18 protein-coding genes are annotated in these 20,581 nt (G+C 65.8%); 7 read left to right on the top strand and 11 right to left on the bottom strand.

Annotated features, from left to right (window positions below; all coding sequences use genetic code 11):
- Positions 1-30 precede the first annotated feature (30 nt).
- From A5733_RS06820 to A5733_RS06810, 3 genes are all read right to left on the bottom strand, one after another.
- Positions 31-1,263: an amidohydrolase family protein gene (locus A5733_RS06820; protein ID WP_076239568.1), complete on the bottom strand. Its 1,233-nt coding sequence runs from the start codon at positions 1,261-1,263 to the stop codon at positions 31-33.
- A 106-nt stretch (positions 1,264-1,369) separates the two neighbouring features.
- Positions 1,370-2,518 carry a thiolase family protein gene (locus A5733_RS06815; RefSeq protein WP_076239567.1) on the bottom strand — a complete coding sequence of 383 codons (1,149 nt, stop codon included), beginning with the start codon at positions 2,516-2,518 and terminating at the stop codon, positions 1,370-1,372.
- Positions 2,515-2,940 carry a Zn-ribbon domain-containing OB-fold protein gene (locus A5733_RS06810; protein WP_076239566.1) on the bottom strand — a complete coding sequence of 142 codons (426 nt, stop codon included), beginning with the start codon at positions 2,938-2,940 and terminating at the stop codon, positions 2,515-2,517. Before A5733_RS06810 ends, A5733_RS06815 begins: the two co-directional genes overlap by 4 nt.
- Before the next feature lie 95 nt (positions 2,941-3,035).
- Here A5733_RS06810 and A5733_RS06805 point away from each other — a divergent pair, with 95 nt between their 5' ends.
- Positions 3,036-5,219 carry a molybdopterin-dependent oxidoreductase gene (locus tag A5733_RS06805; protein ID WP_076239565.1) on the top strand — a complete coding sequence of 728 codons (2,184 nt, stop codon included), beginning with the start codon at positions 3,036-3,038 and terminating at the stop codon, positions 5,217-5,219.
- Between the two features lie 31 nt (positions 5,220-5,250).
- Positions 5,251-6,786, top strand: coding sequence for an aldehyde dehydrogenase family protein (locus A5733_RS06800; RefSeq protein ID WP_076239564.1), 1,536 nt, complete (start codon positions 5,251-5,253; stop codon positions 6,784-6,786).
- A gap of 176 nt (positions 6,787-6,962) precedes the next feature.
- On the opposite strand, the gene A5733_RS06795 is transcribed toward A5733_RS06800, so the two are convergent.
- The 3 genes from A5733_RS06795 to A5733_RS06785 all read right to left on the bottom strand — a co-directional run bounded on the left by A5733_RS06795 (position 6,963) and on the right by A5733_RS06785 (position 9,765).
- Positions 6,963-7,646 carry a TetR/AcrR family transcriptional regulator gene (locus A5733_RS06795; RefSeq protein ID WP_076239563.1) on the bottom strand — a complete coding sequence of 228 codons (684 nt, stop codon included), beginning with the start codon at positions 7,644-7,646 and terminating at the stop codon, positions 6,963-6,965.
- 10 nt (positions 7,647-7,656) lie between these two features.
- Positions 7,657-8,889: a cytochrome P450 gene (locus A5733_RS06790; RefSeq protein WP_076239562.1), complete on the bottom strand. Its 1,233-nt coding sequence runs from the start codon at positions 8,887-8,889 to the stop codon at positions 7,657-7,659.
- A gap of 90 nt (positions 8,890-8,979) precedes the next feature.
- Complete coding sequence (locus A5733_RS06785; protein WP_076239561.1) at positions 8,980-9,765, bottom strand: SDR family oxidoreductase; 786 nt, start codon at positions 9,763-9,765, stop codon at positions 8,980-8,982.
- 157 nt (positions 9,766-9,922) lie between these two features.
- Here A5733_RS06785 and A5733_RS06780 point away from each other — a divergent pair, with 157 nt between their 5' ends.
- Complete coding sequence (locus A5733_RS06780; RefSeq protein ID WP_076239560.1) at positions 9,923-11,410, top strand: aldehyde dehydrogenase family protein; 1,488 nt, start codon at positions 9,923-9,925, stop codon at positions 11,408-11,410.
- Here the strand turns inward: A5733_RS06780 and A5733_RS06775 are convergent.
- Genes A5733_RS06775 through A5733_RS06765 form a run of 3 tightly spaced genes read right to left on the bottom strand, consistent with a single transcriptional unit; the run spans position 11,394 to position 14,695 of the window.
- A complete protein-coding gene (locus A5733_RS06775; RefSeq protein WP_076239559.1) occupies positions 11,394-13,040 on the bottom strand; it encodes an acyl-CoA synthetase in 1,647 nt (548 codons plus the stop codon). The genes A5733_RS06780 and A5733_RS06775 overlap by 17 nt on opposite strands.
- A gap of 27 nt (positions 13,041-13,067) precedes the next feature.
- The gene (locus A5733_RS06770) at positions 13,068-13,685 is read right to left on the bottom strand and encodes a cysteine hydrolase (RefSeq protein ID WP_076239558.1); all 618 of its coding nucleotides are present in this window, start codon (positions 13,683-13,685) and stop codon (positions 13,068-13,070) included.
- Positions 13,682-14,695, bottom strand: a complete 1,014-nt coding sequence (locus tag A5733_RS06765; RefSeq protein WP_076239557.1) for a Rieske 2Fe-2S domain-containing protein — start codon at positions 14,693-14,695, stop codon at positions 13,682-13,684. Before A5733_RS06765 ends, A5733_RS06770 begins: the two co-directional genes overlap by 4 nt.
- Positions 14,696-14,808: 113 nt before the next feature.
- On the opposite strand from A5733_RS06765, the gene A5733_RS06760 reads away from it, so the two are divergent.
- Positions 14,809-15,243, top strand: a complete 435-nt coding sequence (locus A5733_RS06760) for a nuclear transport factor 2 family protein (protein WP_076239556.1) — start codon at positions 14,809-14,811, stop codon at positions 15,241-15,243.
- Here A5733_RS06760 and A5733_RS06755 read toward each other — a convergent pair.
- The gene (locus tag A5733_RS06755; RefSeq protein ID WP_076239555.1) at positions 15,230-16,180 is read right to left on the bottom strand and encodes a TIGR03619 family F420-dependent LLM class oxidoreductase; all 951 of its coding nucleotides are present in this window, start codon (positions 16,178-16,180) and stop codon (positions 15,230-15,232) included. The genes A5733_RS06760 and A5733_RS06755 overlap by 14 nt on opposite strands.
- Positions 16,181-16,258: 78 nt before the next feature.
- Here A5733_RS06755 and A5733_RS06750 point away from each other — a divergent pair, with 78 nt between their 5' ends.
- From A5733_RS06750 to A5733_RS06740, 3 genes are read left to right on the top strand one after another with little or no spacing between them, the layout of a single operon-like run.
- Entirely contained in the window at positions 16,259-17,278 is a 1,020-nt protein-coding gene (locus tag A5733_RS06750; RefSeq protein WP_076239554.1) for an NAD-dependent epimerase/dehydratase family protein, read from the top strand.
- Entirely contained in the window at positions 17,275-18,903 is a 1,629-nt protein-coding gene (locus tag A5733_RS06745) for an NAD(P)/FAD-dependent oxidoreductase (RefSeq protein WP_076239553.1), read from the top strand. Before A5733_RS06750 ends, A5733_RS06745 begins: the two co-directional genes overlap by 4 nt.
- A complete protein-coding gene (locus tag A5733_RS06740) occupies positions 18,896-19,990 on the top strand; it encodes a PHB depolymerase family esterase (protein WP_076239552.1) in 1,095 nt (364 codons plus the stop codon). The genes A5733_RS06745 and A5733_RS06740 overlap by 8 nt, the downstream gene beginning before the upstream one ends.
- Here the strand turns inward: A5733_RS06740 and A5733_RS06735 are convergent.
- Positions 19,973-20,536, bottom strand: a complete 564-nt coding sequence (locus A5733_RS06735) for a TetR/AcrR family transcriptional regulator (protein WP_233152640.1) — start codon at positions 20,534-20,536, stop codon at positions 19,973-19,975. The genes A5733_RS06740 and A5733_RS06735 overlap by 18 nt on opposite strands.
- Positions 20,537-20,581: the final 45 nt, after the last annotated feature.

Raw genomic sequence — 20,581 nt, 5'->3', positions numbered from 1 at the left:
GGCCGCTCAGCAGTTTCAGGCCCGGATGCTTCAGCCTTCGGCCATCGCCGGTGGTCTGACCGCGTCTGGATCGGGGTTGGCGATCGGCAGGCCCATGAAGCGCCGCGCGTTGTCGCCCATGAAGTCGTAGGTGCGGCGAATGTCCATGCCCTCGGCGTACTTCCAGAAACCCTTCGGTTCGGCCAGGCCTTCGGGATGCGGGTAGTCGGAGCCGAACAGCACCTTGTCCCAGCCGACCGTCTCGACCACGTCGGATACACAACCCTCCCAGAACGGGCTGACCCAGATGTTGCGGCGGAACACGTCGTGCGGGTGCTCGGGGAAGTTCTGTGGCATCTTCTTGTACAGATCGGCGAAGTCGTGGAACAGCGGGAAGATCCAGCTGCTGCCGTTCTCCACGCTGGCGATACGCAGCTTCGGGAACCGGGTCAGGGTGCCGTGGCAGATCAACGCCGTCAGCATGTCGGCGATTTCGCGGTGGCCCAACACCATCCAACGGAATGCGCTCTGCGCCATGAAGTTCTGCGTGTAAGGCGGTTCCCACTTGTTGACATAGTCATCGAGCGGGGGATAGCTGGCATGCAACACGATGGGCAGCCCGGCGGCTTCGACATCACGCCAGAACGGATTGAACTCGGGCAGGGCAGGGGAGCGCCAGCCGTGCAGGCCGTTCACCGGCCCGGGTTTGATCAGCGCGACCTTGGCGCCTTTGGCCAGGATCCACTCCAGCTCCCGTTGTGCCGCATCCACTTCCGACAGGTTGATGATCGGCGTGGAAAACACCCGGTCGGCGTGATTGAAGCCCCAGTGCTCCAGGATCCATTCATTGAGCGCGTGCACGAGAGCCAGGGTCAGCTGCGGATCGTCTGCGCTGGAGTGCTCGACGAGACTACCCAGGGTGGGGTAGTTGAGGGCCTCGACCACGCCTTGGCGGTCGAGTTCTTTGACGCGGTCCTCGGGGTTGCGGGTGGCCGCGGGCGCGTCGATCGCCTTGCCCTGCATCTCCCGCAGCGTCAGGCCTTCGGTGTTTTCCCCGGCGAAGAACTTCTCGTGCGCGCCCGGCGCCGCGACCCGCTCGAAGGTCGGGTTGGGGATGAAGTCGGTGACCCGGTTGTTGATCACGATGCGGGTCTGACGGCCGATCTGGGCGTACTGCACTGCACGTGAGTACTTTTCCGGGAGGAACTTCGTGAGCGCGTCGCCGGTTTCGTACATGTGCTGGTCGGCATCGAAAATCGGTGCGTCCCTGAACTGTTCGGTCATGGTGGGTTTCCCTTCTCCCGCGAGCAGACGTCCCGCTTTTCTCGGCGTGTCGGGTACATCTGCTGGGGGTCCCTCCCGCTTGCGGGGGACTGCTCGGCGTTGAAAGTCAGAGGGTCAGCACGGTGGCACCCGCGGTGCCGGGTGCCCCGTAGAGCTGAGCGAAGCCGACGCGGGGATTGCCGGGCACCTGCCGGTCGCCGGCTTCGCCACGCAACTGACGCACGAGCTCGTGAATCTGGCGTAGGCCCGAGGCCCCGATCGGCTCTCCGTTGGCGATCAGGCCGCCGTCGGTGTTGATGGGCAGGGACCCTCCGATTTCGGTGGCGCCGTCGGCCAACAACTTTTCCTGATCTCCGTCGGCGCAGAATCCGCATTCGGCCATGTGGATGATCTCCGCACCGGCGTCGGTGTCCTGCAGCTGTACGACGTCGACGTCTTCGGGTGCCACGCCGGCCTTTTCGAACGCGGCGCGGGCGGCATACACCGTCGGCGCCACATCTTCCTCGACCGGTGCGCACGTCGTGTTGACCTCGTAGGCGCCGTAGCGGCGGGTCCGCACCTCGACAGCCTTGAGGTACACGGGTTTGTCGGTGTAACGGTGGGCGATGTCGGCGCGGCACATCACCACCGCGGCCGCACCTTCGTCTGGGGCACAGAACATGTACTGGGTCAGCGGGTAGTTCAACATGGCCGAGTTGAGGATGTCGTCCTCGCTGATCGGCTTGCGCCGGAAGGCATTCGGATTGAGCGCGCCATTGCGGAAATTCTTGTTCGCCACCTTGGCCAGCGTGCGCTGCGAGATGTTGTGCTCGTGCAGGTACCGGTTGGCCTTCATCCCGAAGAACTGCGTGGTCAGGTACTGGCCGTTCTCGGCATACCAGCTGGGCATGCCGACCAGCGCCGGATCCTCGGTGAACGCTCCGCGCGGATGCTTGTCCAGGCCGACGGCGATGCCGATGTCGTAGTCGCCGAGGCGGATCCCGTCGGCACAGGCCTTGGTGGCGCTGGCCGCCGTCGCGCAGGCGTTGAACACGTTGGTGAACGGGATGCCGGTCAACCCCACCATCCCGACGATCGCATCGGGGTTGGCCACTGTCCAGCTGCCGCCGGCCGCGGCACCGATGTCCTTCCATTCCACCTCGGCGTCTTCGACCGCGGCGAAGATGGCGTCGACGCCCATCTGCATGGCGGTCTTGCCCTCGAACCGGCCGAACGGGTGGATGCCGACGCCGATGATGGCTACCTCGTTGGTCACTGGTCGGAACCTTTCGGGGTGAAGGCGAAGGTGACAACCTCGTTGCCTTCTTCGTCGGTGGTGAACGGGATCATGGTGAGTTCGACGTCCATGCCGAACCGCAGTTTGGCCGGGTCGCTCTCGGTGAGCCGGCCCTCGACGCGGATCACGTCACCCAACTGGACCAGGCCGACGCCGAACGGGACGAAATCTTTTCCGATCGGCCCCTTGTACGGAGGCCCGGGCGGGAAGCCCTGGGTGGTCCAGGCGATGAGGGTGCCGTCGCGCGGTAGGCGGACCTCCTCGGTGTTGCCGCTGGAGCACCGCGGGCAGCGGGCCTGAACCGGGAAGGTGGTGGCACTGCAGTCGGAGCATCGGCTGCCGATCAGCCGGGGTTCGGCGTCGGGCCACGTCGAAATCTCAGGGGCCAGCGCTTTCTGCATCGTGAGCTCCTCATATCACCGAACTACGCACACCAACTGTAATTCTTACAGTAGCGTATCTGGTGTCGTGTTCCAGCCCCTGTTCCGAGGTGTCGATGTCACCACACGCCGTCGAGCACAAGCCGACGTTCTGCCGGATCTGCGAGCCGCTCTGCGGCATGATCGCGACGGTCGAGGAGGGGCGGCTGACCTCGCTCCGCCCGGACAAGGACCATCCGCTGTCGGCGGGTTTTGCCTGCCAGAAAGGCATCGCCTTCACCGAGGTGGTCAACGACCCGGACCGGATCACCACTCCGCTGAGACGGACTGACGACGGTTTCGAACCGGTGAGCTGGGACGCCGCCCTCGACGACATCGCCGCCAGGCTCACCGAGATCCACCGCCGCCATGGATCGGGTGCGGTGGCGTGGTACATGGGCAACCCCGCGGCATTCAGCTATTCGCATCTGTTCGCCGCGATGGCGTTCGCCAAGGGCATCGGTCGCAGCAGCCACTTCTTCAGTTCGTCGACGCAGGACACCAGTAGTCGGCTGCTGGCCAACCAATTCCTCTACGGCGCACCGTTTCCGGTGCCGATACCGGACCTGATGCGGACCGATCTGTTGGTCATGCTGGGTGCGAATCCGGTGGTGTCCCATGGCAGTTTCCTGACCGCGCCGAGGATCAAAGACCGCATGCACGACATCGTGAAGCGGGGCGGGCGCGTGGTGGTGGTCGATCCGCGCCGCAGCGAGACCGCGGCCCAGTTCGAATGGCTCGGCATCGTTCCCGACACCGATGCCTACCTGCTCCTGTCGATCCTGCAGGTGCTGTTCGCCGAAGGGCTTGTCAATGCACGAGCCCGCAGCCAGGCCGACGGAGTGGACTGGTTGTCCGAGCAGTGCGCGTCCTTCACCCCGGAACGCACCCTGGAACACACCGGCATCGACCCCGACACGGTTCGCGCCTTGGCCCGCGATCTCGCCACCACCGAGCGGGCCGCGGTCTACGGCCGGCTCGGCACCTGTGTCGGGCGCAACGGCACGTTGACCACCTATCTGCTCGATGCGGTCAATCTCGTCGCCGGCAACCTGGACACCCCCGGCGGCAGCGTGTTCAGCACGTTGGGGATTCCCGGTCAGAAGTGGGGATCGATGGCCATGGGTGCCTCGTTGCGCCGCAGCTACCGAACCGCACGCACCCGCGTCGGTGGGTTCCCGTTGGTCATCGGCGCCGAACCCGCGGCCTTCATGGCCAAGGAGATCACGACGCCGGGAGAGGGCCAGGTCCAGGCGATGTTCATCGGCGCCGGCAACCCCGTGCTGTCGGTGCCCAACGGCCACGAGTTGGAAGAGGCGCTGGACGCGACGGAACTCTCGGTCGGCCTCGACCTTTACGTGAACGAGACCACCGCGCACTGCGACTACGTGCTGCCCGTGACGACGATGTACGAACGTGACGATTTCGCCGTGACGTTCCAGATGTTCCAGGCCACCCCGTTTCGTCAGGCCACCGACGCGGTGGTGGCGCCGCGTGGTCAGGCCCGCACCGAATGGGACATCGTCATCGACCTGATCAGCAGGATGCGTGTGCGCACACCGGTTTTCGCTGCGATACGGCTGGCCACCAAGCGGGCGGCACGGCGCGGCAAACGGCTCAGCCCGAGGCCGATGATCGACGCCATGATCCGGATGGCCGAGGGCGGTGACCGCTTCGGCTTGCGCCGCGGCGGCCTGACCTTCCGTCGCCTGGCCGAGCAGCATCCGCATGGTGTGGTGGTGGCGCCGAACATCCGCACCGACGTGCTCGGTGAAGTCGTGGTGTATCCGAGGGGCCGGGTACGGCTCGCGCACGAGGAGATCACTGCCGAGATCACCGCGATGTCGCGTCGCGTTGCGCCCGAGGGCTTTCCACTGCGCATGATCGGCATGCGGGAGCCACGGTCGGAGAACTCGTGGTTGCACAACGCGCCGTTGCTCATGCGTGGCAACAGGATTCATCGAGCCCTCATGCACGCCGACGATGCCGCCGCACGGCACCTGTCCGACGGTGACGAGGTGCGAGTGCGCTCGCCCTACGGGCAGATCGAGCTTGCGCTGTCGCTCACCGAAGACATCGTGCGCGGCACCGTCGCCATCCCGCATGGGTGGGGTCACAACGGAAAAGGCGGCTGGCGGTTGGCCAATCAGGCCGGCGGTGCCAACGTCAACCAGTTGATGTCGAGTGATCCGACGGATGTCGAGGCGCTGGCCGGTATGTCGTGGCTGACCGGGGTTCCGGTGCAGGTGGAGAACTGCTGACCATCGTACTGTAAGTGTTACAGTTGTCGGCGTGAGCGAAGTCGTGGACCAGGCCGTCACCAGTGTGGAGATCGGTCGCCGCGCGGCCGGCCGCGCCGAGAAACGCATGTTGATCGACGGTGAGCTGGTGGCCTCGGCGTCCGGTGCCGAGTTCGACAATCGCAGTCCGGCCACCGGCCTGGTGCTCGGGACGACGGCTGCCGCGGGTGCGCCGGACATGGACGCCGCGATCGGGGCGGCCCGGCGTGCTTTCGACAGCTCTGATTGGAGCACCAACCGCGGGTTACGTCAGCGGGTGCTGGGTCAGCTTCAGTCCGCGATCGAAGCCGAAAAAGATGACCTGCGTGAGGAATTGATCGCCGAGGTCGGCTGCCCGGTGATGACGACGGAAAACGCCCAACTCGACTGGCCGCTGGCCGACGCGCTGCGGTACCCGGCCCGGCTGATCGACGAGTTCGAATGGGAGCGCACGCTCGACGGCGGCGGTCTGTTCGGTGAACGCAACGCCCGCACCGTGGTCAAGGAAGCGGTCGGCGTGGTCGCCGCGATCACGCCCTCGAATTTCCCGATCGAGGTGATCCTCAACAAGCTCGGTCCCGCGTTGGCTGCCGGTAACACCGTGGTGCTCAAACCAGATCCGAATACCCCATGGAACGCGACCCGCCTGGGCCGGCTGATCGCCGAGCGCACCGACATGCCGCCCGGTGTGGTGAATGTGGTGCCCACCCCCGACAACGAGGTGGCCGGGCAGTTGGGCACCGATCCGCGCGTCGACATGGTGTCCTTCACCGGATCGACGGCAGTCGGCCGACACCTGATGCGCGTCGGGGCCGACACCATGAAGCGCACCTTCCTGGAGCTCGGCGGCAAGTCGGCGATGATCGTTCTCGACGACGCCAAGCCCGGCCACATCATCCCCGGCGCGATCGGGGCCTGCGTGCACGCGGGCCAGGCCTGCGCGGCCAACACGCGAATGTTGGTGCACCGGAGCCTGTTTGACGAGGCGGTCGCGAACGTGACGATGGCTTTCGGCGCGGTCCCGGTGGGTGATCCGGCGCTGCCGACGACACTGGTCGGCCCGTTGATCAGCGCGGCGGCCAAACAACGTGTGCTCGATGCCATTGACGGTGCTCGCCGCGGCGGGGCGCAGATCACGGTGGGCGGCGGTGAGCCGTCCGGGCTGGCCGAGCATCTGCGCGACGGACACTTCGTCGCACCCACCGTGATCGTGGGAGCTGATCCGGGCTCATCGATCGCCCAGGACGAGGTGTTCGGCCCGGTGCTGGTGATGCTGCCCTTCGATGACGACGACGAGGCGGTGCGGATCGCCAACGACAGCGCGTTCGGTCTGGCCGGTGCGGTGGTGTCGGCGTCATCGGAACGGGCGATGGGCATCGCACGGCGGATAAGGACCGGCGCAATTGGTGTTAATGGCGGCATGTACTACGGCGCCGACGCTCCGTTCGGTGGATACAAGAACAGCGGTGTCGGAAGGCAATGCGGCATCGAAGGTTTCGCGCAATACACCGAGACCAAGACGATCGGGTGGCGCCGGCCGCGGCAGTGAGTTTCCTCGCCGAGCAGGCAGTGCGTTCCCTTGCCGAGCAGGCAGTGCGTCCCCTTGCCGAGCAGACGCAAACCCGTACTTTCTGGCGCCAAAAGGTACCGGTTTGCGTCTGCTCGCGGAAGGACGTTAGGTGGCTGTTCGCGGAAGAACGCAAGGTGCCTGCTCGCGGGAGGACGTTAGGTGGCGCAGGCGGCCGCGCGGTCGAGGATACTGTCGAGGATGTGGTCGAAGTTGATGTCGTCGGCCATGCCGATCCGGTAGCCCCGCCCGGGAATCGAAGCGATCAGCGGCATCTCGTCGGGGTCGATCACCTGTTCCCAGTATTCGCGGGGAAAATGCACATCGGCTGATCGGCTCTGCAGCCGCTGCAGCACCGCCGAGCTACGCACCAGCACCGCAATGGCGGTGTAGGTGTCGAACGCCTGCTTGGCGGTGAGCCCGGCCGCCACCAGTGCCGCCACCGGATGCTCGATCTTCTCCAGCGCGGTGCGCGCCGCCGGGATGCCCCGGGTGCCGCGGATCAGCAGAAGATCGCACACGATCGGATTGCTTTTGAACATGTCGCGCATCCGGTGGGCATGGGCGCGTAGGGATTCTCGCCAGGTATCGGCTTCGATGGACAACACACTGAGGTCGTAATCGAGCAGCACGCGCTCGGTCATCGCATCGAGTAGCTCGTCCTTGCGGCGGAAGTACCAGTAGATGCTCGTGACGCCGACGTCGAGATGGCGGGCCAGTTGCGGCATGCTGAGGTTGTCGATTGACACCTCGGCGGCCATTTCGAAAGCGCCGCGAAGGATTTCGTCGACACTGATCGATCCGCGTTCGCGGCGTCGCCGTCCGCCGGCAGCCCTCACCATCGCGGCATCCTCAACGGGCCGGCTCGAAGGTGACGGGGATGGCGGTCGGGGAGCGGAACGGCTGACCGAAGATGTGTGGATCGTCGTCGGTGACGAGTTGGAGGTTGTGCACTCGCGAAAGCAGGCTTTCCATCGCCACGCGGGTTTCCATCCGGGCCAGGTGCAAGCCCATGCAGGTGTGCTCGCCCGCGGCGAAGGTGATGTGCGGCACCCGTTTCCGGAAGATGTCGAACTCTTCGGGTCGCTCCCAGCGGGTCTCGTCACGATTGGCAGACCCGATGCACACGTCGATCACCGCACCGGCCGGCAGCGCCATTCCGTCGAGTTCGGTGTCCTGGGTGGTCGAGCGTTGCACGGTGGTCAGCGGGGTTTCGTAGCGCAGCCCCTCCTCGATGGCCTGGCCGATCAACTCGTGGTCGGACTGCACTGCGGCGAACTGGTCGGGGTGGGTGAGCAGCAGATAGATCAGGTTGCCCGAGGACCGGTAGGTGGTCTCCAGCCCGGCCGGCAGGAGCAACCGCAAAAACGAATAGATGGCCTCGTCGGTCAGCTTCTCGCCGTCGATCTCGGCGGTGACCAGGTCACCGATGATGTCCTCGGTGGGCTTGGACCGGCGCAGGTCGATCTGGGCCAGGAAATAATCCTTGAGCGCCGCCGAAGCTTCGAATGCGCGCTTGTACTTGACGGTGTAACTGATCAGTTCGACGGCCCGTTGGCGGAACCACGGCAGGTCTTCCTCGGGGAGTCCCAGCAGCTTGGAGATGACGCGGGTGGGGAACTCGAAGGTGAAGTCGCGCACCAGGTCTGCCGTACCGGTCTCGATGAACTCGTCGACGAGCGCCTCGCAGATCGGTCGGACGATCTCGGGCTCCCAGCGCTGCAGCGAGCGTGACTTGAATGCGGCCGACACCAGGTTGCGATGATCCCGATGGGTCTTGCCCTCCATCGCCAAGATGGTGGGACCTATGAACAACCCGATGGTGCTGTCATAGATCTTCGAGTTGAACGACTTGCCGTCCCGGAACACGGTGTTGACCGCGTCGAAGGACACCGCTGCGTATTGGTGTTCTGGCAGTAGGGATTCCGGAGTCTTCGACCAATCCATCACCGAGCCACGGAACACGCCGTGCTCGGCTCGGTGCCGCGCGAAGATCGGGTACGGGTCGCGCAGCAGGGTGGCGGTGTCCACGATCGGCGCGTCGACGGTTCCCTCAGACGCGAAGTCTCGTACCTGGCTATCCACGGCTCACCCCACCATTCGCAACGGCACGCTCACACTGATGCATATTACTGTAAATATTACAGTAACTAAATTCGCGAGGTCCGGCAGAGATCACAGCGGGATCGGTGCCCCATTGCTCATCGCGGCGATGAACCCGCCGTCGACCTGGATGTCCTGCCCGTTGATCCAGCGTGCCGCCGGTGAGGTCAGGAAGGCGATCAGCGGAACAACGTCGTCGACGGTGGCGTGCCGGCCCACCGTCGCACGCACCAGATCCAGCACGTCCTTGCCCATGGTCTGCTCGAAGTCGGTCAGGATCGGCGTTTCGACCGGCCCCGGGCTGACGGTGTTGACCCGCACCCCGTATTTGGTCCAAGCCGGCCCGGAGACGCGTTTGGCGAACAGGATCGCGGCCTGCTTGGAGGTGGTGTACACCGGGAAGTCCGGATCCTGTCCGGTCTGCCACTCCGCCACCGCATCCCCGTCGGTGAGCGCGAGCAGTCCGTCGAGGATGTCGATCCGTTGCTGCCAGCCCAGGGCGGCGGTGGACGCCACTGTGACGATCGAGCCGCCCTCGCGTAGCAGTGGCAGCATGCCCTCGGTCATCAGCCGCATCCCGAGGTAATTGACATTGAGGACGTCGGCGGCCGGCGCGGTGCCCGGCACTCCCGCGACATGTGCCAACGCATCCCACCCCTCGCCGATTTCGCCCAGCAGTCGGGCGATGTCGGCGGCGTCGCGCAGGTCGCAGACCGCATGCTCGGAGGCCGGGGTGTCGCCCGGACGCAGATCGACAGCGAGAACATGGTCCCCGCGGTCGTGGAAGTACGCCGCCGTGGCCGCTCCGATGCCGGAGCCGGCTCCGACGACGACGATTCTGCGGGCGGTTTCCGACATGCACAGACCTCTCACCGAATTAACGACAGTAAGGATGACTGTAAACAATTCAGGCCGACCGGACAATCGACTCGGACCGGCTTGGCGAGTGCTACCGTTAGCCTTACCGGAGGGGCCTTCGGTACGCAGAAGCGTGCCTGGCGAAGGGACGGAATCGATGAGTGCGATCGACGAGCGGGCAGCGGTGCAACCGCAGCGTGACGGGCTGGATGAGCTGCTGGCTGCCCAGCGTCGTTCATTCATCGCCGACGGTCCGCCCGATGTCGGGTTGCGTCGCAACCGCATCGACCGGTTGCTCGCGATGGTGCTGGACAACTCCGAGGACTTCGTGGCGGCCACCGCGGCCGACTACGGATCGCGGTCGCGGTCGGCGGCATTCTTCGCCGAGATCCTGGGCATGTTGTCGGTCATCGAACACACCAGGGCCCATGTGCCCCAATGGATGCGCGCCACCAAGCTGATGCGCGCCGCCCGGTTCGCCGGGTTGCGGGCCGAGGTGCTGCCCAGCCCGCTCGGGGTGATCGGGGTGATCGGCCCGTGGAACTTCCCGATCCAGTTGACGGTGCTGCCCGCAGCCGCGGCGTTCGCCGCCGGCAACCGGGTGATGATCAAGATGTCGGAGGTCACCGGGCGCACCGCGGAGTTGATGGCCGAGACCGCGCCACGATATTTCGATGCGACCGAATTGCAGGTGGTGACCGGCGGACCGGAGGTGGCCGCCGAATTCGCCGGCCTGCCGTTCGACCACCTGTTCTTCACGGGCTCGCCGTCGATCGGCGCGCTGGTGGCCCGCGCGGCTGCCGACCACCTGGTTCCGGTGACGCTGGAACTGGGTGGCAAGAACCCGGTTGTCGTGGCACCTGGTGCCGACATCGAACGGGCGGCGAGCCGAATTGCCCAGGGCCGCATGGTCAACGGTGGTCAGGTGTGTGTATGCCCGGACTATGTGTTCGTACCCGAGGGACAGGTGGACCGGTTTGTCGCAGAGGCGCGTAAGACGCTGGCCGCCATGTTCCCGAGCATCGTCGGCAATCCCGACTACTGCTCCTCGGTGAACCAGTCCAACTTCGACCGTGTGGTGGACCTCATCGCCGACGCCCGTGCCCACGGTGCCCGGGTCGATGCCGTCATCCCGGCAGGGGAGGTGCTTCCGGATCCGGCGTCGCGCAAGATCGCCCCGACCATCGTGCGCGACGTCGACGACCGGATGAAGCTCGCCACCGAAGAGGTGTTCGGGCCGGTGCTCGCGGTGCGCGGTTACTCCCACCTCGATGAGGCTGTCGACCACATCAACGCCAACCCGTCGCCGTTGGTGGCGTACTGGTTCGGCCCGGACGACGCCGACTTCCGGCGCTTCGTCAGCCACACCCGCAGTGGCGGAGTCGCCCGCAATGACTTTGCTGCACATATGATCCCGGCGAGCGCCCCGTTCGGTGGCGTGGGACGCAGCGGCACAGGTGCTTACCACGGGAAGGCCGGTTTCGACGCGTTCAGCCACTACCGCACGGTGGTCGGCAGCGACCTGCCGTTCAGCATCACCGGGCGGGCGGCGTGGCCGTTCACCGGTTCGATGCGGGTCAGCGCTGATCTCAGCCTGCGCCGAGCCCGCAACCGGACTGCCGCGCGGCTCAAGAAGTTTCGCTGACCGCCTGCTCGCGGGCCCAGCGGTAGTCGGCCTTACCGGCCGGGCTGCGTTCGATCCGCGGCCGGAACACCACAGCCTTGGGGAGCTTGTAGCGGGCGATCGAGGACTCGGCGTGCCGGATCAGCTCGTCGGCGTCGGCAGCGGTCCCGTCGACGAGCGACACGACCGCCACCACCTCCTGCCCCCAGCGTTCACTGGGACGGCCGGCCACCACCACGTCGCTGACCGCGGGGTGGGAAGCGATCGCCGACTCGACCTCTTCGGCGAAGATCTTCTCGCCACCGGAGTTGATGGTCACCGAGTCCCGGCCGAGTAGTTCGATCGCGCCGCTGTCCAGGTGGCGGGCCCGGTCGCCCGGAGTCGCATAGCGTACGCCGTCGATCACCGGGAACGTCGCCGCAGTCTTGGCGGCGTCGCCCTTGTAACCCAGTGGCACGTAGCCGCGCTGGGCCAGCCAACCCAACCCGTCGTGGCCGGGAGCCAGCACCGCGGTGAAATCCTCGGTGACCACACAGGTATCGGGCCCGGCATTGAACGTTCCGGTCGAGACGGCGCCCGGTGCCGACATATGGCTCATCTGTGCGCCGGTCTCCGATGAGCCGACGCCGTCGACGACCATCAGGTTGGGCTTCGAATCGATCAACTGCTGCTTGACGTAGGGCGTGAGTTGGGCACCGCCGTTGGCGACGACCGCGAGCGAGGAGACATCGGCGACACCGCCTTCGATGGCGGCGACCAACGGTCGCGCCATCGCGTCACCAACGACCGTCGCCACCAGAACCTGCTCGCGCTCGATGGTGCGCACCACGTCCTCGGCGTCGAATCGGTCCACCACACTGGGGAATACGAGCGTCTGACCCGTCGTGATGGCCGTCATGGCGGCCCACTGGGCCGCGCCGTGGATCAGCGGAGGCAGGATCATCAGCTTCGTCCCGGGATTCTCGCCCGCGCGGGTGGCGATCTCCTCGGTCGATTCGGCCTTGGCGCCGGTCATCATGTTGCGGCCACCGAAGGCGGTCATGAAGATGTCGTGCTGACGCCACAACACGCCTTTCGGCATGCCGGTCGTGCCGCCGGTGTAGAGCACGTAAAGGTCGTCCGGACTGGGTTCGACTGGGGCCACCGCCGGCGTCGAGGTATCGGCCACGATGGACTCGTAGTCCACCGCGCCGTCGAGCAGTTCGTTGCCGGAATCGTCGGCGATCTGGATCAATACGCGAAGCTGGGGCAGTTCGGAACGGATCTCTGCCACGCGCGGGGCGAAGGTGGCGTGGTAGACCAGTGCGCTCGCCCCGGAATCGTCGAGCAGGTACTGCAGTTCGTTCTTCACGTAGCGGTAGTTCACGTTGAACGGGGCCACCCTGGCCCGGAAGGCGCCGAGCATCGACTCCACGTATTCCGGCCCGTTGTGGGCGTAGATGCCCAGCAGGTCCTGCCCTACTTCGTGCCCGGCCAAGTCGCCTCGTTCGGTCTGCACGCCCAGGCCGCGTGAATGCAGGTATGCCGCCAGGCGATTCGATCGGTCCAGCACCTGACGGTAGGTGAGTCGACGCTCGCCCTGGACGATCAGCGGACGGTCGCCGATGGTGGCGGCAACGGCTTCGACGACGGCCGGGACGGTGAACTGCACGGGGGTTTCTCCTCTGGAGTGGGGGTCTCAGCGCTGCCAGGCGCGCAGCAAGTGGTCGGTGGTGGTGACGGTGGCCAGTAGGGACAGCGTGTTGTCGATGACCGCGTCGGCATAGGCCGTCGGGATTCCGGCCACGGCGTCACGCGGTAGCACCACACGGTATCCGGCGTTGACCGCGTCCATCACCAAGTTGGTGATCGCGATGTTCACTGAGACACCCACCGCCACGATGGTGCTCACCCCGAGGTTGCGCAGGATCGCATCGAGGTCGGTGCCGCCCATGGGCCCCAGCCCGTGCCAGCGGGACAGCACCAGATCGTCTGGCTCCGGGCCGAATTCGGGTAGCAGGGAGGCACCGGGGCTGCCGGGCGTGATGCCGACATCGCTGCGGCCGATCGCGAAGATCTTGGCGTTGTGGTTGGAGCCGAGCCCGTCGGGACGACGCTGCACCAGGCAGTGCACCACGTTCACCGACGCCGCGCGTGCCACCGGAAGCAGCCGGCCGATGTTGGGTAATGCCTGCCGGCGGGCCTCATCGGCCAGGGCGGCCAGACCGGCGTCGGGGCCGACGACCGCGCCTTGGCATTCCTGGGTGACGATCGCGGTGTGCCCGGGCGCGACGAGGTCCTCCAGCTCGGGTTTCATGCGTGGACGACGGGGTCGTCGGCGGGCACCTCGTAGAACTGGGTGGCCCACTTACGCATCGCCATATACGGTTTCGCATCGATCTTGGCCAGCGGCGGATGCTCCACGTACTTCTGATAACGCCAGATGTCGCAGTCCTCCCAGACCGTTTTCAGGAACTGTTTCTCGACCTGCTTGCGCACCTGCTCGGGTGGGATGTCGGAGGTCTCACCCGGAAGTTTCGGCCACCAGATCGAATAGAACATGTCCGAGACCTCGTCATCGACCGGGGTGCAGGCGAAGATCAACCGGTGGTTGGACGAACCCTCGAACGCGCTCATGGCGAACCCGAGCCCGGAGAAGTGGCTGTGGATGCGCAGCGCCATCTTGTCCGGGTCGTCACTGCGGGCGTCGGGCCATCCGGTCAAAAACCGCCATTCTTCGTCGACGTGTTCCCAGTGCAGGCACACCGGTGTCACCGTGGCGCCATGTACATAGCGGAAATGCGAACTGTCCGGGCCGTTTTCGGCCACGATCTGCGGGTGCACCGGGATGGCGTCGGCCCGGCTGGAGAACTCCGGATACGGCCGGTAATACGCATCCGGATCGGTCTCGAACTGCGGGAACTTGTGGAAGATGTCGGGCAGCTCCCACTGTGGCGGCTTGCCCTCGGGCTGATACCACATGAAGATGCAGCCGTACTGTTCCTTGACCGGGTAGGACCGCAGTCGCAGGCCACGGTTTGGCTTGTCCGGTTGGTAGGGAATGTAGGTGTTGTTGCCCTCGGGCCCCCAGCGCCAGCCGTGGAACGGGCACTCGACGCAATCGCCGACCACCTTGCCGCCGTGGCCGATGTGAGCGCCCAGATGCTTGCAGTGGGCCTCCAGCACGTGGAGTTCGCCGGCCTCGTCGCGGTAGGCGGCGAGGTCCTCGCCGAAGTACTTCAGCGCTTTGACGTCACCGACCTCATGATCGGCTGACCAGCCGATCATGAACCAGCCAGTGACTTTCCAGGTGAACGGCACTTTCACGGCCGATGCCTCCTCTTCCCCCGCTCGCGTCAACGTTACGGAAGACATTACAGTAGTGGTTACTGCACAGGGAAGCGGCAGCGTGCGCGGCCGCCGGATTCGAGGAGGAATACATGTCCGACGACATCGAGGCGATCAAGCAGCTCAAGGCCCGCTACTGCCGGTTTCTGGACACCAAGGACATTGACGCCTGGCGTGCCCTGTTCGCCGAGGATGTCGTGGTCACGCTGGACATGGCGGTGTCGACCGGCGGTGCCGATCCGCAGACCGCCCCGCCACTGAACGGTTTCGACGAGTTCTTCCCAGTGGTCTGGGGTGGGGTCGAGCACGCGGCAACGGTGCACCACTGCCACACCCCGGAGATCACCTTGACCTCGGACACCACGGCGACGGGCATCTGGGCCATGGAGGACATGTTGTTCTTCGCCGATGGTAACGAATTGCACGGCGCCGGCCACTACCACGAGACCTACGAAAAGCGCGGTGGCAGTTGGCAGATCACCAGCCTGCACCTGACCCGGACACTGTTGAAGTTCAAGACGGCTTGATCCGTGAGCTCGAGGCGTCCGATCCGGCACTGAAACCCATCACCTCACCGAAGGTCGTGATGTAGTCGAGTGCGGCTTCCGGGCTGCTGCCGTCGACGTGCACAACCGCCCAGGTGGCACCGTGGCCCGCGAGGTCGGCCAACGTCTGCCGGGCGTGGCGCAGCGACGCGTCGTCGTCCAGGTCGACGGGTGGGCAGACCACCTGGATATCGACCGAGCGCGGATCGCGGCCGGCGTCGGCGAGCCGTTCGTGAAGATGGCGTACCGCGGAGGCGAACTGGTCGGAGTTCTCGATGGCCGTGGTGCGCATCGTCGAGGCCATCCCTTTGGCCGCGATGATCGGCATCCATCCATCACCGTGCTCGACCACCCGTCGGATCGCCGCATTACCGTTTCCGCCGATCCAGATCGGTGGATGTGGCCGCTGCGTCGGGCGTTGGAGCCAGAGCTCACCGACCGCGGCGAAATCTGCACCGGTGACCGGTATTTCGGGGGTGGTCCAAATGGCGCGTAACGCGGCCAGCGCCTCGTCGAGCAACTCGGCGCGACGGTCCAGACTCACCCCGACGGCGGCGAACTCGGATCTCAGATAGCCCGCGCCGACACCGGCGATCAACCGGCCGCCGGAGACGAGGTCCAGACTGCCCAGCGCCTTGGCTGACAGGTACGGATTACGGAACGGCAGTACATACAGGTTGGTCATCAACCGGATCTGCGAGGTGGCCGCCGCCATGAAGCTCAGCGCGGCGATCGGATCGAGTGTGTTGTGGCCGCCGTTGCTGCGCCACTTGACCGACGGAGCGGGGTGTTCGCTCAGGGCCACCGCCGAGAATCCCGCGGCTTCGGCGCCGGTGGCAACTGCCCGGATCACCTCCGGCCGCAGGAAATCGTCAGGTGCAGTGGGTAGTTCGCTGGAATACTCCAGGGTGTACTTCATCGATCTCCCGGTTCCGGCACCATACTGAAAGCATTACCGTAACATTCATAGCCGATCGTCAGACGGGATGGAGTTGCGATGGATCGCCGGCGGAAAGTGCTCGTCATGGGTGCCAGCGGAAATGTGGGTGCCTGCGTGACCCGCCAACTCGTCGAGCGTGGCGACGATGTGCGGGTCCTGCTGCGTCGCAGTAGCTCGACCAAGGGCATCGACGGTCTCGAGCTGGAACGCTGCTACGGCGATATCTTCGACACCGAAGCGGTGGCCGCGGCCATGGCGGACCGCGACGTGGTCTTCTATTGCGTCGTCGACACCCGGGCCCATCTGGCCGACCCGGCGCCGCTGTTCTCGACCAACGTCGAGGGTCTGCGTAACGTCCTTGATGTCGCGGTGGACGCGGACCTGCAGCGCTTCGTGTTTCTCAGCACCATCGGAACCATCGCGATCGGGAACGACGGCGCCATCGTCGACGAGGACACCCCGTTCAACTGGGCCGGTAAAGGCGGGCCCTACATCGAATCCCGCCGCCAAGCCGAGGACCTCGTGCTGTCCTATGCCCGTGAGCGCGGGCTGCCGGCAGTGGCGATGTGTGTGTCCAACCCCTACGGTCCGCCCGACTGGCAGCCCAGACAGGGGGCGCTGGTGGCCATGGCCGCCTTCGGCAAGATGCCGGTGTACATCCGGGGTGTCGGCTCCGAGGTGGTCGGCATCGATGATGCCGCCGATGCGCTCATCCGGGCCGCCGAGCACGGGCGGATCGGTGAACGGTACATCGTGTCCGAGGGCTACATGTCCCAGCGGGAGATGTTCACCACCGCGGCACGGGCCGTGGGCGCACGGCCGCCGAAGTTCGGGATTCCGATGGCGCCGATGTATGCGCTGGGCTGGTTGGCCGGCCTGTCGAACCGGTTGTTCGGCACCGATTTTCCGATGAATCTCACCGCGGTGCGGCTGATATGGCTGACGTCGCCGGCCGACCACGGCAAGGCGACCCGCGACCTGGGCTGGAAGCCGGAGCCGACTGCCGAGTTCATCGCGCGTGCGGCCGAGTTCTATGTCGAGCGCAAGAGTCGCGACGAGAAGGTCATCGATCTATGAGCGCCCACGACTCCGACGTCGACTTTGACGTCGTAGTCGTCGGCGCCGGATTCTCCGGCCTGTACGCATTACACCGGCTACGTGAACTCGGCCTACGGGTGCGGGTGCTGGAGAAGGCCGACGCCGTCGGCGGTACCTGGCTGGTCAACAGATACCCGGGCGCGCGCTGCGACATCGAGAGCATCGAATACTCCTACAGCTTCAGCGACGAGATCCAGCAGGAGTGGGTCTGGACCGAGACCATGCCGGCCCAACCCGAGATCGAGGCCTACCTCAACTTCGTCGCCGATCGACTCGACCTGCGCCGCGACATCGAGTTCGGCACCGAGGTCGTCGCGATGGCCTTCGACGATGGCCGCGCGCAGTGGGCGGTGTCGACGGCGGCCGGTCAGACACTGCACACCCGGTTCGTGGTGGCGGCCACCGGAATCCTGTCCGTGCCACTGGAACCCGACATCCCCGGGATGAACCGGTTCGGCGGAACCTCGCTGTACACCAGCCGCTGGCCTCGCGACGGCGTCGATTTGACAGGCAAGCGGGTCGGGGTGATCGGCACCGGCTCCACCGGTGTCCAGTTGATCCCCGTCGTTGCCCGCGAAGCGGCGGAATTGACGGTCTTCCAACGCTCGCCGGCGTTCACCCTGCCGTGGCAGGTGCGTCCGTTCGAGCCCGGTGAACTCGACGCGCTGAAGGCCGATTACGCACAGATCCGTGCCGCGCAGCGTGAGCATCCGGTAGGGGCGGCACGACTCAGCGCCTTCTCGGTGCTGCTGGACATGTTGGTGCGTCCGCCGGTGAAATCCGCTACGCCCGAGGAGAAACAGCGCGCGGTCGCCGAACACGGCGTGATGGGTGCGCTCAACTGGGGCGACGTGTTCTTCGACATCGACGCCAACTGGATGGCCACGGAGTTGTACGGGCAGGCGGTAGCCCGCATCGTCGACGATCCGGACACCGCGGCGTCCCTGACGCCCAGCCATCCGTTCGCGTGCAAGCGCCCGATCATCGACCAGGGTTACTACGAGACATACAACCGGGACAACGTCGCCCTGGTCGATCTGCGCAAGGGTGGTATCCGCGAGGTGACCACCAGTGGAATCTCCACTGAACAGGGCGATTTCGACCTCGATGTGATCGTGTATGCCACCGGGTTCGACGCCATGACCGGAGCGCTGAGCCGGATCGATGTGCGTGGGCGTGACGGGTTGGTGCTGGGGGAGTACTGGTCCAAGGAGGGTGCGCTCTCCTATCTGGGGCTGGCCGTGGCGGGATTCCCCAACCTGTTCACCATCCAGGGACCGGGAAGTCCCTCGGCGGCAACCAACTTCGTGGCGGCCCTGGAACAACACGTGGAGTGGATCGCGGACTGCATCGCCTACCTCACCGACGGCGGGTATCGCACGATCGAGGCGACACCGCAGGCGCAGGCCGAATGGGTCGAGCACACCACGGCTCTGGTCGCACCGACGGTGCTGGTGCACCCCAGCTGCAACTCCTGGTACAACGGCGGCAATGTGCCCGGCAAGAAGCGGATGTACCTGGGCTACACCGCGGGCATCCCCGAGTACCGTCGCCGGTGTGACGAGATTGCCGCCGCCGGCTACACGGGCTTCGTCGTTGCCTAGGGCCGCCAGGATCGCCTGGGAACTCGGTGGGGTGCTGCCGCGCTCGGTCAGCGCCTTGGCCAGTGCCGGCGACTGGCGCGCATTGTCGCTGACCGGTCTGCGTCAGCTCGGTGAAGTGACCCTCGACGAACTCGTGGTCACCGGTATGACGCTGACCGGCCCTCCGCCACAATTGCCGCGGCCGCTGGATGACTATCGGCGCGCCGCCAACGAACTGGCCACGCTGGGTATCGATGGCGCCCACGCGTGTCCTGAGGCGTTGGAGGTCAAATACATTCGGCCGCGCCGCTTCGGTGCCTTGATGTTCGACGAGCTGATCTTCGACCATGAGCCCGCACTTCCGGCTTCTGTGCTGGCCGATGGACACGGCGGTGCAGCGACCGGCAGGGTGCGGCTGTATCGCCGTGGTGAGGTCACCCGGCCCTGGGTGATCTGGGTGCACGGCGCGGGACAGGGCGATTCGATGGATCTGCTCGTAGCCCGGGTGCGCCAGCTGGACGAACTCGGATTCAACGTGGCGCTGCCGGTGCAGCCCGGCCACGGGCCGCGTCGCCGGTCCTGGCCGGAGTATCCCGCCCGCGATCCGCTGGCCAACGTGGCCGGCATGATGCGGGCCGTCTCGGAAGTGCGGGCACTGATCGGCTGGTTGGAACCGCAGGGGTCGTCGATCATGGTCGCCGGTCTGTCGCTGGGAAGTGCTGTGGCCGCACTGGTTTCACACCTGGAACCGCGTGTGGGGGCGGTCGCGGTCTACACGCCGATTCTCGGGCTCAACGCGATGATCGGGCTGCACCTGGGCCGTTGGGGCACCGCCGGACGGGAGGCCGGCACGCTACTGCAGTCCGACGTCGTGGCGGCGCTGACCTCGGTGATCGATCCCCTCGCCACCATGCCGCAGGCCGACCGTCGGCTCATCGTGGGCGCCTGGCACGACCAGATGGCCATGCGGACCTCAGCTGTGGCCCTGCACGAGCGGTGGGGTGGTGAACTGCACTGGCACGACGGTAGTCACGTAGGGCATCTGTTTTCGCGGCAAGTGTGGGACGCCACGATGCGATTTCTCGAGCCGTTACGTTCCATAGGTTGACGTGATCCGGCGTCGAACCCGGTTCAGCTCGTTCGGCAGATCGAGATCTTCGGGCAGCACCACCCAGTGGTAGGCGATGCCGAACACCGAGCCGGTGATGTCCTGCTGGGCGATCTCGAGGTCGATGTCGGGCCGGATCGATCCGTCTTCGATGCCGGTGCGCAATCCCGCGTCGATTTTGCCCGCGGCGCCGCGCAATTGAGTCCGAACGGCGTCGCGGAGCGGGGAGGTGGTCTTGACCGCCTCGAATGCCGAGACGAACATGGCCCGCATGAGTGCCGGGTCCTGGGAGTGGATCTCCTCGATCCGATCGAAATGTGCGAGCACCTGCTGCAGGCCGGTATCGCCCGGTTCGGGGTCGGGATTCAGGCGCGTCACGTAGGTCTGCTGGAACGCCTCCAGGATGGCGTCCTTGCTCCCGTACCGGGCGTGCACCATCGCCCGGCTGTAACCGGCGCGGCGACCGATCTCGGCGGCAGTCGTTGCTTCCCAGCCTTTTTCGACGATGAGCTGAGCGGCGGCCTGCAGAAGCCGCTGACTGGACATCTCGACTCGTTGCGGTTGGGTCAACCCGCGCTCAGGCGAAGGCAC

Origin of the sequence: Mycobacterium sp. NS-7484 (assembly GCF_001953975.1) — a bacterium.
Lineage (GTDB): Bacteria > Actinomycetota > Actinomycetes > Mycobacteriales > Mycobacteriaceae > Mycobacterium.
Note: the sequence above shows the minus strand (reverse complement) of the source record. Positions and strands in the feature narration are given on the sequence as shown.

Bases quoted from the DNA above. Each gene is read 5' to 3' on its own strand.
- A5733_RS06820 (WP_076239568.1), bottom strand. From the start codon at position 1,263: ATGACCGAACAGTTCAGGGACGCACCGATTTTCGATGCCGACCAGCAC.
- A5733_RS06810 (WP_076239566.1), bottom strand. From the start codon at position 2,940: ATGCAGAAAGCGCTGGCCCCTGAGATTTCGACGTGGCCCGACGCCGAA.
- A5733_RS06805 (WP_076239565.1), top strand. From the start codon at position 3,036: ATGTCACCACACGCCGTCGAGCACAAGCCGACGTTCTGCCGGATCTGC.
- A5733_RS06795 (WP_076239563.1), bottom strand. From the start codon at position 7,646: ATGGTGAGGGCTGCCGGCGGACGGCGACGCCGCGAACGCGGATCGATC.
- A5733_RS06785 (WP_076239561.1), bottom strand. From the start codon at position 9,765: ATGTCGGAAACCGCCCGCAGAATCGTCGTCGTCGGAGCCGGCTCCGGC.
- A5733_RS06780 (WP_076239560.1), top strand. From the start codon at position 9,923: ATGAGTGCGATCGACGAGCGGGCAGCGGTGCAACCGCAGCGTGACGGG.
- A5733_RS06770 (WP_076239558.1), bottom strand. From the start codon at position 13,685: ATGAAACCCGAGCTGGAGGACCTCGTCGCGCCCGGGCACACCGCGATC.
- A5733_RS06760 (WP_076239556.1), top strand. From the start codon at position 14,809: ATGTCCGACGACATCGAGGCGATCAAGCAGCTCAAGGCCCGCTACTGC.
- A5733_RS06755 (WP_076239555.1), bottom strand. From the start codon at position 16,180: ATGAAGTACACCCTGGAGTATTCCAGCGAACTACCCACTGCACCTGAC.
- A5733_RS06750 (WP_076239554.1), top strand. From the start codon at position 16,259: ATGGATCGCCGGCGGAAAGTGCTCGTCATGGGTGCCAGCGGAAATGTG.
- A5733_RS06745 (WP_076239553.1), top strand. From the start codon at position 17,275: ATGAGCGCCCACGACTCCGACGTCGACTTTGACGTCGTAGTCGTCGGC.
- A5733_RS06735 (WP_233152640.1), bottom strand. From the start codon at position 20,536: ATGTCCAGTCAGCGGCTTCTGCAGGCCGCCGCTCAGCTCATCGTCGAA.